Origin of the sequence: Acinetobacter sp. CWB-B33 (assembly GCF_039655955.1) — a bacterium.
Taxonomy (GTDB): domain Bacteria; phylum Pseudomonadota; class Gammaproteobacteria; order Pseudomonadales; family Moraxellaceae; genus Acinetobacter; species Acinetobacter bouvetii.
Window position 1 is genome coordinate 528,966 of the sequence record NZ_JAGFEU010000002.1, and the last position, 12,773, is coordinate 541,738.

At 45.1% G+C, this 12,773-nt stretch carries 15 protein-coding genes; 2 read left to right on the top strand and 13 right to left on the bottom strand.

Features of this window, described 5'->3' with window-relative positions; genetic code table 11:
• Window positions 1–82 precede the first annotated feature (82 nt).
• Entirely contained in the window at window positions 83–685 is a 603-nt protein-coding gene (locus JZ784_RS08675) for a LysE/ArgO family amino acid transporter (RefSeq protein ID WP_346314573.1), read from the top strand.
• 35 nt (window positions 686–720) lie between these two features.
• Here JZ784_RS08675 and JZ784_RS08680 read toward each other — a convergent pair whose 3' ends face one another.
• The 6 genes from JZ784_RS08680 to dapD all read right to left on the bottom strand — a co-directional run bounded on the left by JZ784_RS08680 (window position 721) and on the right by dapD (window position 4,695).
• Window positions 721–1,176 (bottom strand): peroxiredoxin, encoded by a 456-nt coding sequence (locus JZ784_RS08680; RefSeq protein ID WP_346314574.1) that lies wholly within the window; start codon window positions 1,174–1,176, stop codon window positions 721–723.
• Between the two features lie 10 nt (window positions 1,177–1,186).
• Complete coding sequence (locus tag JZ784_RS08685) at window positions 1,187–1,882, bottom strand: diphthine--ammonia ligase (RefSeq protein ID WP_346314575.1); 696 nt, start codon at window positions 1,880–1,882, stop codon at window positions 1,187–1,189.
• A 65-nt stretch (window positions 1,883–1,947) separates the two neighbouring features.
• Window positions 1,948–2,355, bottom strand: coding sequence for a hypothetical protein (locus JZ784_RS08690; protein ID WP_005008715.1), 408 nt, complete (start codon window positions 2,353–2,355; stop codon window positions 1,948–1,950).
• 13 nt (window positions 2,356–2,368) lie between these two features.
• On the bottom strand, window positions 2,369–3,040 hold the full coding sequence (gene queC / locus JZ784_RS08695; RefSeq protein WP_005008717.1) for a 7-cyano-7-deazaguanine synthase QueC: 672 nt from the start codon (window positions 3,038–3,040) through the stop codon (window positions 2,369–2,371).
• Between the two features lie 26 nt (window positions 3,041–3,066).
• A complete protein-coding gene (queE, locus tag JZ784_RS08700) occupies window positions 3,067–3,777 on the bottom strand; it encodes a 7-carboxy-7-deazaguanine synthase QueE (protein ID WP_346314576.1) in 711 nt (236 codons plus the stop codon).
• Window positions 3,778–3,873: 96 nt separating this feature from the next.
• The gene (gene dapD / locus JZ784_RS08705) at window positions 3,874–4,695 is read right to left on the bottom strand and encodes a 2,3,4,5-tetrahydropyridine-2,6-dicarboxylate N-succinyltransferase (RefSeq protein ID WP_005008724.1); all 822 of its coding nucleotides are present in this window, start codon (window positions 4,693–4,695) and stop codon (window positions 3,874–3,876) included.
• A 312-nt stretch (window positions 4,696–5,007) separates the two neighbouring features.
• Here dapD and carO point away from each other — a divergent pair, with 312 nt between their 5' ends.
• Window positions 5,008–5,760, top strand: coding sequence for an ornithine uptake porin CarO type 1 (gene carO, locus JZ784_RS08710; RefSeq protein ID WP_005008726.1), 753 nt, complete (start codon window positions 5,008–5,010; stop codon window positions 5,758–5,760).
• 63 nt (window positions 5,761–5,823) lie between these two features.
• On the opposite strand, the gene JZ784_RS08715 is transcribed toward carO, so the two are convergent.
• From JZ784_RS08715 to JZ784_RS08745, 7 genes are all read right to left on the bottom strand, one after another.
• On the bottom strand, window positions 5,824–7,020 hold the full coding sequence (locus JZ784_RS08715; protein WP_346314577.1) for an outer membrane protein transport protein: 1,197 nt from the start codon (window positions 7,018–7,020) through the stop codon (window positions 5,824–5,826).
• Between the two features lie 112 nt (window positions 7,021–7,132).
• Window positions 7,133–8,056: a CysB family HTH-type transcriptional regulator gene (locus JZ784_RS08720; protein WP_005008730.1), complete on the bottom strand. Its 924-nt coding sequence runs from the start codon at window positions 8,054–8,056 to the stop codon at window positions 7,133–7,135.
• Window positions 8,057–8,106: 50 nt separating this feature from the next.
• Entirely contained in the window at window positions 8,107–9,168 is a 1,062-nt protein-coding gene (locus JZ784_RS08725; RefSeq protein ID WP_005008732.1) for a sulfate ABC transporter ATP-binding protein, read from the bottom strand.
• Window positions 9,169–9,179: 11 nt separating this feature from the next.
• Entirely contained in the window at window positions 9,180–10,067 is an 888-nt protein-coding gene (cysW, locus tag JZ784_RS08730; protein WP_346314578.1) for a sulfate ABC transporter permease subunit CysW, read from the bottom strand.
• Window positions 10,064–10,897: a sulfate ABC transporter permease subunit CysT gene (gene cysT / locus JZ784_RS08735; protein WP_005008737.1), complete on the bottom strand. Its 834-nt coding sequence runs from the start codon at window positions 10,895–10,897 to the stop codon at window positions 10,064–10,066. The genes cysW and cysT overlap by 4 nt, the downstream gene beginning before the upstream one ends.
• Window positions 10,898–10,984: 87 nt before the next feature.
• Complete coding sequence (locus JZ784_RS08740; protein WP_346314579.1) at window positions 10,985–11,590, bottom strand: alpha/beta hydrolase; 606 nt, start codon at window positions 11,588–11,590, stop codon at window positions 10,985–10,987.
• A gap of 31 nt (window positions 11,591–11,621) precedes the next feature.
• The gene (locus JZ784_RS08745) at window positions 11,622–12,635 is read right to left on the bottom strand and encodes a sulfate ABC transporter substrate-binding protein (RefSeq protein WP_346314580.1); all 1,014 of its coding nucleotides are present in this window, start codon (window positions 12,633–12,635) and stop codon (window positions 11,622–11,624) included.
• Window positions 12,636–12,773 lie beyond the last annotated feature (138 nt).

Genomic DNA, 12,773 nt, shown 5'->3' on the forward strand with positions numbered 1-12,773 from the left:
GCTAAGTTGATATTTATTAAATAATACTTAATTTTGTTCATAAGAATAGATAATGCATCAATTTTTTTGATGCGGTAACGCAATGCTGAATACATATTTGCAAGGGCTGGCTGTGGGCTTCAGCTTAATTATTGCCATTGGCGCGCAGAACGCTTTTATTTTGAAGCAAGGGCTGAAGCGGCAGCACGTATTTTGGGTGTGCTTTGCATGTGCACTTTCAGACTCTCTGCTTATTCTTTTGGGCGTGGCAGGCTTTTCAGCGGTATTGCTGCACTATCCGCAAATTATTCAATTCGCTAAATGGGGCGGGGCGCTTTTTTTGTTTTGGTATGGTTTTCAGCACGCGGTGCAAGCGCTTCAATCTGCATCTGCCATACAGCTGAGTGCAAACAGTGCCAGCAGTTTGACTCAAACTTTGCTGATGTGCCTGGCGTTGACGTGGCTGAATCCGCATGTGTATTTGGATACTGTGATTCTGCTGGGTTCGCTTTCTACGCAGTTTGCTGATCAAGCCTATTTTGCGCTGGGCGCAATCTCTGCATCGTGGCTGTTTTTCTTCGCATTGGGCTATGGGGCACGGGTTTTGATTCCTGTATTTGAAAACCCGAAAGCATGGCATTTTCTGGATGGCATGATTGCCTTGGTGATGTGGGGAATTGCAGTTTCATTGCTGTTCAATGCATAAAAAGCCCGAAGACCGGGCTTTAATGTGTGAAGATATTAGGCTTGCAGCGCTTTAATATCTTCTAAAACTTGCTCTGCATGGCCAGCAGCTTTGACTTTGCGGTATTCCTTCACCAGTTTGCCGTTGTGGAAAATGAACGTTGAGCGTTCAATGCCCATGACTTTTTTGCCATACATATTTTTTTCTTTAATCACATCAAAATGATTGCACAGCACTTCTTCTTTATCACTGATCAAATTAATGGTCAGGTTCTGCTTTTCTGTAAAGTTTTGATGCGCTTTGACAGAGTCGCGTGAAATGCCAATAATTGTGGTGTTCAACGCATCAAATTGATCTTTTAAACATGAAAAGCCTACAGCCTGTGTGGTGCAGCCCGGGGTCGAGTCTTTGGGGTAAAAATACACAATCAGCCATTCTGCTGGGAGTTCAGCAAGGTTGATTTCGCCTGTTGTAGCAGGAAATGCCTGATTTGGTAAAGTAATGTCTGACATACAGATTCCTTCAAAATATTAACTGATGTTCTAATTCAAGTGCTAAGAATGCATAATCATCATGATACAGAATTTCCCCTTGGCGTACAGCGATCGGGTTTTTAAATAGAGGGCCATCCAGTACGGTGGTATGAAATTCACCGCCTTCGCCGCAAGGATCAATGCCTCTGCGCTGCAAAGCCTGGATATAGTCTAAGCTTAGCGTTTGCCCGAGATCATCTGCGGTCATTCCAAGGGTTAAATTGACTGTTGTTACGATGGTGCGGAATCCATGCTGGATAAATTCCTGGACAACCTCTAAATGCGGCCGCTGCCAGAGCGGCATGTGCAGTTCCAGCCCAGCCTGCATGGCGACTTTTTCATGCCAGCACCCATGTTCAGGCAGGTCTAAATCGCCAGTCACTAAGGTTTGGGCGCCCATCTCTTGCGCTTTGCCCAGCAGTTTTAAAAATTCAGCTTCATAATCTTGCCAGTTGGCGCTTGCCGTTAAAATAGGCAGGCCTATCGATTGCGCCTGCGCATAGATAATATCTAAGGGCATTGCATGTGAGCGGGAGCGCAAGCCTTGCTCTTCAAGCATAATGATCAGTCCAAGCGCTTCACCAGTTTGCAGTGCGGCATACAGCGCTAATGTGCTGTCTTTGCCGCCGCTGTATGAAGCAATGAATTTTTGGCCTTTCAGGGGCGTTCGCCACGATTTTGACATAGCATTCCTTAAATTTAGTCCATAAAAAAGCCTGCTCAAAGCAGGCTTTTTACAGCAGCAGTAAATTATTTGCCGGCTTGTGCAGATTTCATTGCTTCTTCAGTTAAGGTTTTTAATTTGCCAGTTAACTGAGGGCCGAAACATGCTTGCAAATCTTTATTTTGCTTTTGTACAAAAGCTAAAGTTGCAGGGCTTTTCTTTTGGTTAATGGTACTTTGGATTTCCCATTTTTGAGCATTGGTTAAACGGCCGTCAGCTTCTACTGCGCAAGAGCAGTATTTGCTGACTTCAGCGGCAGACAATTTTTTACCTTTGCCTGTTTCTTCTTTACAAACATTAATTAACGCAGATTTTACGTTAGTGCTCTTATAGGCCTGCTGAAGCTTTTCATTGTCAGCATGAGCTGCTGAAGCAAACAGCGCTGCGGCAGAAACTGCAGCAGAAAGAATAATGTTTGATTTTAAAATTTTCATAAACCCTACCTTGTTATTTCGGTATGTAACGTGTCGGATCTTCAACGCCTGCATCTGCAAAACCTTGTTTACGCAGACGGCAGCTGTCGCATGTACCGCAAGCACGACCTTGGTCATCTGCTTGATAGCAAGACACCGTTTGACTGTAGTCTACGCCATGTTCTATACCTAAGCGAATGATATTTGCTTTGGATAAATGTAACAAAGGTGTTTCAAACTTAAGAGGTTTTCCTTCTACGCCTACTTTTGTGGCAAGGCGCGCCATGTTGGCAAAAGCTTCAATAAATTCAGGGCGGCAGTCAGGATAGCCTGAATAATCAACAGCATTGATGCCAATGACAATGGCTTCTGCGCCAAACACTTCGGCTGCAGCCAGAGCATAAGACAGGAAAATTGTGTTACGCGCTGGAACATAAGTTACAGGAATGCCTTCCTGTTCATGATCAGGCACATCAATTGTATGATCTGTTAATGCAGAACCGCCAAGGTTGCCTAAATCAATATTGATCACACGGTGCTCTACACCCGCTTTTGCAGTTAATGCACGGGCTGCATCCAGCTCCGTGGTAGAGCGCTGGCCATACATAAAGCTCAGAGCAATGCATTCATACTGTGATTGAGCCCAAGCGAGGCAAGTGGTTGAGTCTAAGCCGCCAGATAACAGTACAATCGCGCGAGGACGCATGTTTTTCTCCAAAAAATCTATAAAACTTAACGACCAGTTTCATCGTTCCACAGCAATTTATGCAGCTGCAGCTGGAAACGAACAGGGAGATGGTCTTCTAAAATCCATTGCGCAAGATCACGCGCAAGCTGAGGCAAGCGTACAGCACCTTTTTCGACTGCAAATGCAGGAGAGAACCAAATGGTGCCGGCTTTTTCGTTCAATTTAAGCTGTTGGACTTGCTGTTTAGACCATTCGTAGTCTTCACGGTTGCAAATCACAAACTTAATTTGATCGTGCTCAGTTAAATAATCAATATTTGAAAGCAAATTTCGTGCAGATTCGCCAGAGGCCGGTGTTTTTAAATCTAAAACTTTAGAGACGCGCGGGTCTACTTTAGACACATCTAAAGCGCCGCTGGTTTCTAAAGAGACTTCACAACCTAAATCCGCCAAGCGCTGCATCAGCGGCAGGGCATTCGGCTGCGCCAGTGGCTCACCGCCAGTCACGCAAATAAAAGGCGTTTTAAAATCGAGCGCAGTTTGAATGATGTCGTCTAATGACTGGCGTTCACCGCCTTCAAAAGAGTAGGTCGTGTCGCAATACGTACAGCGTAAAGGGCAACCCGTTAAGCGGATAAAAACAGTCGGCAAGCCTGCAGTATTGGCCTCACCTTGCAATGAATAGAAAATCTCCGTGATGCGCAGCCCCGCAGACGGATCAGAAACAGGAATAGCGGAAGATCGAAGAGTGCTCATAACAAAAAATAACCAGAGGCAGAAAAATAAAATCTCTACGGTCATTGCTGGCCGTAGAGATGAGGAGTGTTCACTCCGAAATCAAATGGACGGAAATCAGTCGTCGCGCAATAAGTCGTTTAAGCTTGTTTTTGAACGTGTTTGCGCATCCACTTTTTTCACGATAATTGCAGCGTATAGGCTGTAAGTGCCGCATTTAGAAGGCAGGCTGCCCGCTACAACGACAGAACCGGCAGGAACTCGGCCGTAGTGAATTTCGCCAGTTGCACGGTCAAAAATCTTAGTGGATTGGCCAATGAATACGCCCATTGAAATCACAGAACCTTCTTCTACGATTACGCCTTCAACGATTTCAGAACGCGCGCCAATGAAGCAGTTGTCTTCAATGATTGTCGGGTTTGCTTGAAGCGGCTCAAGTACGCCGCCAATGCCTACACCGCCAGACAAGTGTACATTTTTACCGATTTGAGCGCATGAACCTACAGTTGCCCATGTATCCACCATTGTGCCTTCATCAACATAAGCGCCAATGTTCACATAAGAAGGCATTAAAATTACGCCTTTCGCCTGGAAAGAACCTTTGCGCGCAACAGCTGGCGGCACAACGCGTACACCGGCAGCTTTAAACTGTTCTTCAGTCCAGCCGTTGAATTTAGTGTCTACTTTGTCGTAGAAGCGAAGGTCACATGACTCGATAGGCTTGTTGTCGTTAATTTTAAAAGATAACAATACTGCTTTTTTCAACCATTGATGAACAACCCAGTCGCCATCAATTTTTTCAGCAACGCGCAATGTGCCGTTATCTAAGCCAGCAATTGCTTCCTCAACTGCTTGACGCACTTCAGCAGGGCAGTCTGCTGAAGTGAAATTTGCACGATCTTCAAAAGCTTGTTCAATGATAGTTGAAAGCTGAGACATGATCTTCCTTCCAGAAAAAAATTTTCCTAGATTTTACACTAAATTGAGTTAAAAATAGATGGAAATTAAACGATAGATCGGAATTTATTATTAAAATAGGAGAAAAACAGCGTTATTCATTTATGCGGCTGAAAAATAGAACGGATTATTTTTAATAATCAACAAGTCAGCTAGAATTGTATCAAAAAATAACAAAAAATAAGCAATTTTTGAATAAACCATGAGCGATAACTGCTTTATATTCCCCTAAGACGAAGCGAACCATGCAAATGATCAATAATTTCTAAAAGTTTGTATTTGAGGAGAAACACAATGAAAGTTCTACGTACAATTTTAGCAGCGTCACTTATGGCGGCAGCTGGCGCAGCAGCAGCAGATTCATCAGTTGTTCATGATGGCTATGCATTTGATCAAAACCAATTAATTCCGACAGGGGCGCGTCTGGAAGCGGGTACAACAGGTTATGGCGGTGCTTTGCTTTGGACTGCAAACCCATACGTAGGTTTAGCGCTGGGCTACAATGGCGGCGATGTTTCTTGGACAGATGATGTATCTGTTAATGGAACAAAATACGACTTGGATATGGAAAACAACAACGTTTATTTAAACGCTGAAATCCGTCCTTGGGGAGCGAGCGCTAACCGTTGGGCGCAGGGTGTTTATGTAGCAGCGGGCGTTGCTTATTTAGATAATGATTATGATCTGGAAAAACGTATTAATCCGGGCGAAACACTATCAATTGATGGTAAAAATTATCAAGTCGCTAGCGTAGCAGACGGACAAGGCGGTGTACGCGGTCAAATGTCATATAAAAATGATATTGCACCGTATTTAGGTTTTGGCTGGGCGCCTAAAATTAATAAAAACTGGGGAGTATTTGGTGAAGTTGGCGCATACTACACTGGTAATCCATCTGTGAAATTAACTCAATATAACTTGGATCCTGTTACAGGAAACCCAACAAGCGCTCAAGATGCTGTTGATAACGAAGCGCGTGAAATTGCCAATGATGATAAATACCAATGGATGCCTGTGGGTAAACTGGGCGTAAGTTACCACTGGTAATTTTTAGATTTTCACTTTAAATAAAAAAACGGGCTTCGGCCCGTTTTTTTATTTAAGCATGGGTTAGAAATAATGTCCGATTTTTATGCCGTATGCCCATGCTTCTTTGTGGTCTAAGGTCGAAATTGAGTTGAGCGTGATCGTGTTGTTATTCGCTTTAGAGGGCCTAAATTTTAAATAATAGATGCCGCCAGAAAAAAAATTGTTAGGCGTGAACTGATATCGAAAACCGGTGCCTAGTCCATGGTAGCCATTGGCCGGATTAATGGTTGAAGCCGGGTTGTCACTTCCGCTGTCCCAGACTGTTTCTAAACTGGCGAAGGTGCGTTCATTGAGTTTTTGCGCGATTCCAATTTTGGCAGACCATTGATCTGATTGATAATCAATTAAGTTAAAGTCAGCCAATGCCGGCAGATATGCGAGATAAGGCTGAATGATCTGATTAAAGCCATTTGGCTTAATTTTAAAGTCTGACCAGTCGACCCATCTGACCGAACCGTAAATTAAGTTATGCATGCTGACTGCGCTCATAAAATCAAGATTAACGGATTGCGGTGTGGTGATTTTGGTTGTATCGGAAACAGTATTGCCGGAGAGCGGCAATGATTCCTCGGCCTGGTTTTTATGATTGATTTCAGAACGGTATGTAAGATTAGCGCGAAATGCGATTTCTGGAATTTGATAGCTGATGCCTGTCAGCCAGCCAACAGAATCATCGCTTTTCAGTTCCACGCTGTACCCATTGAAGACATAAAAACTTTGTCCCAAAAGGCTTAAATGTCCGTCAAAACTTTGATAAGCCAGACCGCCATAAACGTTCCAGCGTTCAGTGGGCTGATAGCCCATCAGTGCCGTGATATTCCGTGATTTAAGCTGAATGTTGATTGCTTCTAACTGCTCATGCCCAAGAATAGATTCAGGGGAATAGTCGTAGTTGAGTTTAATGCCATAGGGCTGGTCAAAAAGCAGTCCTGCGGATATTTGCGGATTCAGCTGCCATTTCACAGCGCCTTGCACAAAGAAAAAACCTTCAATTAAGTTGCCTGTTGAAAAATCAGTCACATTCAGCGCCTGAGATAATTGTTCTTTATTGGAATTTTCACCGCTAAGATTGCCTTCAACTGCGCCATAGCTGAATTCTGTGTAATTGCCAGGCTCAAGAAAGGGCAAAATGCTTTGCCCTGAACGTTCTAAAGCCGCAGCATGCGTATGCAGGGCCAGACATAGAGGCGTAAATGCAAAATATGCGGCGGGTTTCATTGAAATGGCTGGCCTGTTTATTTCTTGTTTTATGTGGCTATTATGCAGGCGTTTACAAATAATTACGATAAAAAAAGAGACCTAAGCCTCTTTTTTTTAAAAATATTTCCTGTCAATCGTCTGGATAAGCCACTTTTTTCAGTGCTTTAATATCGGCGTCTGGGGAACACAGTGAAATAAACTCATAGCCGTAGCCGCGAAGCAGATGACCTTTGCGAACTGCAATCCAAGTTGTGTTTACGCCAAAAATATCCGTAGGGATTTGCTTTAAGCGGTAGTCGCGTTCCGCGTCATAAGCGACGTTGTTGACAATGCCCACGCCCATGTTCAGCTCGACATAGGTTTTAATGACATCGGCATCCAGAGCGGACATCACGATATCCACATCAAAGCCGGCTTCTTCAAAGGCTTCATCAATTTTTGAACGGCCCGTGAAACCGCCATGATAAGTAATGATCGGATAATGAGATAAATCTTCAATGGTAATGTTGCTGTTGGCGGTCAGCGGGTGGTTTTGCGGGGTGATAATGCTGTGCTGCCAAGTATAAAAGGGAACACTGGCCAGGTTATCTTCCGCCGTTAATGATTCGGTGGCAATGCCAATATCCGCCTCACCCTGAAGCAGCATTTCAGTAATTTCAACTGGGCTGGCCTGCTGCAAAATCAGATGTACTTTCGGAAATTCTTTTTTAAATTTATTGACGATCGGCGGCAAGACATAGCGCGCTTGGGTATGCGTTGTGGCAATGGTTAGTGTGCCTTCATCCACTTTATTAAAATCATCGGCGAGGCGTTTAATATTTTCTGCATCCACCAGCATGCGCTCTACAATGCCGAGCAGAGATTGCCCCGGTTCAGTTAAGCCCAAGAGGCGCTTGCCTTTGCGGATAAACAGCTGAACCCCTAATTCATCTTCTAAATCTTTAATATGCTTGCTGACACCGGATTGAGAGGTGTACAGCGCAGCGGAAGCTTCAGTTAAATTAAAGTTCTGTCTAACGGTTTCTCTAATAATTCTTAATTGTTGGAAATTCATGTTTCTGCATACCTCAAAATCGATGGGGCGCCATGCCCCATCATAACGCCTTAAGCGACTTGGTTTTCAAATAAATGCAAAGCAGATGCACTGAGCCATACCGTTTGATTAGGGCGATATTGGTGCAGTTTTGCTTCATCGGGTGTCAGTGAAATTTCAATGAGATTGCCTTGACGGTCATTCAGTTCAGCCAATACTTTGCCTGCAATCCAAATTTCACGAAGAAAAGTCGCTTGAATAGCATTTTCTTGCGGCTGCGCATGAATGCGCAATTCGTCAGGACGGGCAAAAGCAATGACCGGGCCTTGCGGCGCATTTGGCGCTTGCGGCAATTGAATGCGGTCTTCACCGATGTGGATGATGCCATTGCTGTTTTGGCCTTCAAAACGGTTAGCTTGACCTAAAAAGTCAAAGACAAACGGTGTTGCAGGCTTTTCATAGACTTCACGCGGTGAACCGATTTGCTCAACATTGCCTTTGTTCATCACAATGATCTGATCCGCGACTTCAAGCGCTTCTTCCTGATCGTGCGTCACAAAAATAGAGGTGATGTGCAGTTCATCATGCAAAGTGCGCAGCCAGCGGCGCAGTTCTTTACGCACTTTGGCATCGAGCGCGCCAAACGGTTCATCCAGCAGCAATACGCGAGGCTCTACAGCCAAAGCGCGTGCAAGGGCAATACGCTGGCGCTGGCCGCCGGAAAGCTGTGCAGGGTAGCGGTCTGCCAAGAACCCAAGCTGTACCAGGTCTAGCAAACGCGTTACACGCTTTTTAATTTCAGCTTCATTGGGGCGGGTCGCACGCGGACGTACACGCAGGCCAAATGCAATGTTGTCAAACACAGTCATGTGGCGGAACAGGGCATAATGCTGGAAGACAAAGCCCACTTCACGTTCACGCACGTGAACATTGGTTGCATCTTCACCTTCTAAAATGACTTGACCGCCATCAGCAGATTCTAAGCCGGCAATAATGCGCAGCAGTGTTGTTTTACCGCAGCCCGATGGCCCCAGCAGAGCCACCAATTGACCGTCTGGGAAATCGAGGGAGATATTTTTCAGCGCATGGAATGCACCAAAGTGTTTTTCAATATTTTTTACTTGAATACTCATGAGGTCATTCCTTAAGAAGCTGTTGAATCTTCATTGCGTTTGTCTTGTTTCTCTTGGCGGATTTCGACCCATGTTTTCAAAATGAGGGTGACAATCGCCAGCAATGCCAAGAGGGATGAAACAGCAAAAGCGGCACTGAAGGTATATTCGTTATAAAGGATTTCGACGTGCAGCGGCAGGGTGTTGGTTTCACCGCGGATGTGGCCGGAAACCACTGATACCGCGCCAAATTCACCCATTGCGCGCGCATTGCACAGGATTACGCCGTAAATTAAGCCCCATTTGATATTTGGCAGGGTAACTTTCCAAAAGGTTTGCCAGCCATTGGCGCCCAGCACAATTGCCGCTTCTTCTTCCTCTGTGCCTTGCGCTTCCATTAAAGGAATCAATTCACGCGCAACAAAAGGCACAGTAATGAAGATGGTCGCTAAAACAATGGCAGGCACCGCATACAGGATTTTAATATCATGATCCATCAGCCAGCCGCCGAACCAGCCTTGCGTGCCAAAAATCAGCACCAGCATTAAACCGGCAATGACTGGCGATACTGAAAATGGCATATCAATAATGGTGGTCAGAATAGACTTGCCGCGGAAATTGAACTTGGCAACTGTCCATGCTGCAGCCACACCAAAGACCACGTTCAGCGGAACAGCAATCACCGCTGTCAATAGCGTGAGTTTTACCGCAGATAAGGTGTCCGGATGCACCAAAGCTTGGAAATAAACCCCTACACCTTGTTTAAATGCTTCCACAAAGACCAAGACTAAGGGCAGCATTAAGCAGCTAATGAAGAAGATCAATGCAATGGCAATGAGCAGGCGGCGAATCCAGGTCGGTTCACGGGTTGCATCGCGCGATTGCAATTTTTCAGCTAAAGCATTGCTGTTGGTATTCATCGTGCAGTTCTCCCTGTGCGTCGGCTGGCCCAAGCTTGAATTAGGTTAATGAGAAACAGAATGGCAAATGAAATCACCAGCATGACGACAGCAATAGTGGTTGCGCCTGCGTAATCATATTCTTCCAGACGGGAAATAATCATCAAAGGCGCAATTTCAGTTTCAAAGGGCTGGTTGCCGGCAATAAAGATGACTGAACCATATTCACCTACACCCCGGGCAAATGCCAGTGCAAAGCCTGTCAGTAGAGCTGGGAATAAAATAGGTAAAATAATTTTAGTCACAATTTGAAAACGGTTTGCGCCCAACGCTGATGCTGCTTCTTCAAGCTCAGTTTCTAAATCACTTAATACAGGCTGCACGGTACGCACAACAAACGGAATGCCGATAAAAATCAAGGCAAGGGTAATGCCAATCGGGGTATAGGCCACTTTAATGCCTATCGGCTCTAAATATTGACCAATCCATCCCGTCGGCGCATATAACGATGTTAAAGCAATACCGGCAACGGCTGTCGGCAAAGCAAAAGGCAAATCTACTAAAGCATCAACAATCCGTTTGCCTGGAAAGTTATAGCGCACTAGGCACCATGCCAGCAGAAGGCCAAAAACGACATTGACTAAAGCCGCAATAATTGCCGCGCTAAAGCTCAATTGAAGGGATTTTAAAATTCGCTCAGAACTTAAAATTTCCCATAAACCGTCCCATCCTATACCCAGCGATTTAATAAAAACTGCAGATAAAGGAATCAGCACGATTAATGACAAATACGCAAGGGTAAAGCCTAAAGACAGACCAAATCCTGGCAGCACTCGGGATCGCTGCGACATGATTACTCCTCAAAGAGAGAAAACTGACTGAATATCAGCCAGTAAAAGACAAAAACTAAATTTCGGTTCAAGCATAGATTGCAGCAATTAAATTGCAAATTTAAATAAATACTTGCGCTCATCAGGAATGCTGATATGCGGCATTGCTTTTTCTGAAATTAAATAATTGAAAATTTCAGGAAACGGGCCATAACCCGACGCCACATTAATATGTCCAGCCAAGCCCGCATTGACGGGTTTAAGCTTCCATGACTTCGCCAGCAGCTGCGCATCATCAAACGCCAGCCAAGGGTCATTTTCACTGATGATCATTGTGGCGGGCACTTGAATTTTAAGCTGATGGAAATAGGCCGCATAGTCATTATGACTGTCGCGGGCAAAGCCTGCAGCGCCAAAACGGGCTGGATTGGCAGGTGCAACCAAAATCAATTTTTTGATTTTGCTATTGAGTTCTGGATGCTCTGCCAGCGCAGCAACTGCGGTAAGGCAGCCAAAGCTGTGCGCCACAATTTGGATATCATCCTGAATCGGCGCCACAGTTTTGACAAACTGCGCAATCCAGTCGTTCAGTACGGGGCGGTTCCAGTCTTCTTGCTGAACGCGGGAGCATGACATGAGCTGGCGCTGCAGCCAAGACTGCCAGTGATGCTGTTCACTGCCGCCTACACCTGGAACGATTACGGTATGCGTCATGTCAATACTCCTAATTCAGAAAAAGCGGAAATTACTTCGCGCTGTTCGCCTTTACGATTTGGTCAAAGATGCCGCCATTTTCAAAGTGCGTTTTTTGCACTTTGTTCCAGCCGCCAAATTCTTGATCAATGGTCACCAGCTTCAAGGGCTTGAAAATCTTTCCATATTGCGCCAAGGTTTTGGCATCACGCGGGCGGTAAAAATTTTGCGCTGCAATTTGCTGGCCGCGCGGTGAATACAGGAAGTTTAAGTAGCCTTTGGCTAAGTAAAGACTGCCTTTTTTCTCCGCATTTTTTTCCACAATCGCCACAGGCGGTTCAGCCAAAATAGATAACGACGGGGTCACAATTTCAAACTTGCCCGGCTGTTCACGAATAGCGAGATAGGCTTCATTTTCCCAAGCCAGCAAGACGTCGCCTATCCCGCGTTCAGCAAAAGTGGTTGTTGAGCCGCGTGCGCCGGAGTCCAGCACTTTGGTGTTTTTATAGATTTTGCGCACAAACTCTTGCGCTTTGGCATCGTTGCCGCCGGCTTGATGCTTGGCCCAAGCCCATGCGGCTAAATAGTTCCAGCGCGCGCCGCCCGAAGTTTTAGGATTTGGCGTAATGATGCCGACACCCGGTTTCACTAAGTCGCCCCAGTCTTTAATGCCTTTCGGATTGCCTTTGCGCACTAAAAATACAATGGTCGAGGTATAAGGCGTAGAGTTATGCGGCAGTTTCTTTTGCCAGTCTGCAGGGAGCAGTTTCGCTTTTTCCGCAATCACATCAATGTCAGCGGCTAAAGCCAGCGTGACCACATCGGCATCCAAACCGTCAATCACTGAACGCGCTTGCTTGCCGGAGCCGCCATGAGACTGTTTGAAATTAATTTTTTGTCCTGTACGGCTTTCCCAGTATTTGCTGAAATTCTTGTTGACGTCTTCATATAATTCGCGAGTTGGATCATAAGATACGTTCAGGAAGTCTTTTGCTGCAGCGCCTAAAGAGATCGTGGAGACAACTGCGGCTAACACCCCAAGTTTCAATTTTGCTGAAATGCTCATAAGGACCTCAAAATTCTGAATGTTTTATAACATGCGTGCAGAATAGCGCCATTCTTTATGCATAAAAAATAATAAAAAATGAATTTTATATGAATAAATGAGATAAGTTGATTCCGATATGCACTGCATATATCGGCT

Coding starts and splice junctions, on each gene's coding strand:
- JZ784_RS08690 (WP_005008715.1), bottom strand. CDS start 2,355: ATGAAAATTTTAAAATCAAACATTATTCTTTCTGCTGCAGTTTCTGCC.
- JZ784_RS08725 (WP_005008732.1), bottom strand. CDS start 9,168: ATGAGTATTCAAGTAAAAAATATTGAAAAACACTTTGGTGCATTCCAT.
- cysT (WP_005008737.1), bottom strand. CDS start 10,897: ATGTCGCAGCGATCCCGAGTGCTGCCAGGATTTGGTCTGTCTTTAGGC.
- queE (WP_346314576.1), bottom strand. CDS start 3,777: ATGAGCACTCTTCGATCTTCCGCTATTCCTGTTTCTGATCCGTCTGCG.
- JZ784_RS08745 (WP_346314580.1), bottom strand. CDS start 12,635: ATGAGCATTTCAGCAAAATTGAAACTTGGGGTGTTAGCCGCAGTTGTC.
- dapD (WP_005008724.1), bottom strand. CDS start 4,695: ATGTCTCAGCTTTCAACTATCATTGAACAAGCTTTTGAAGATCGTGCA.
- carO (WP_005008726.1), top strand. CDS start 5,008: ATGAAAGTTCTACGTACAATTTTAGCAGCGTCACTTATGGCGGCAGCT.
- JZ784_RS08740 (WP_346314579.1), bottom strand. CDS start 11,590: ATGACGCATACCGTAATCGTTCCAGGTGTAGGCGGCAGTGAACAGCAT.
- JZ784_RS08680 (WP_346314574.1), bottom strand. CDS start 1,176: ATGTCAGACATTACTTTACCAAATCAGGCATTTCCTGCTACAACAGGC.
- JZ784_RS08675 (WP_346314573.1), top strand. CDS start 83: ATGCTGAATACATATTTGCAAGGGCTGGCTGTGGGCTTCAGCTTAATT.
- queC (WP_005008717.1), bottom strand. CDS start 3,040: ATGCGTCCTCGCGCGATTGTACTGTTATCTGGCGGCTTAGACTCAACC.
- JZ784_RS08720 (WP_005008730.1), bottom strand. CDS start 8,056: ATGAATTTCCAACAATTAAGAATTATTAGAGAAACCGTTAGACAGAAC.
- cysW (WP_346314578.1), bottom strand. CDS start 10,067: ATGAATACCAACAGCAATGCTTTAGCTGAAAAATTGCAATCGCGCGAT.
- JZ784_RS08715 (WP_346314577.1), bottom strand. CDS start 7,020: ATGAAACCCGCCGCATATTTTGCATTTACGCCTCTATGTCTGGCCCTG.
- JZ784_RS08685 (WP_346314575.1), bottom strand. CDS start 1,882: ATGTCAAAATCGTGGCGAACGCCCCTGAAAGGCCAAAAATTCATTGCT.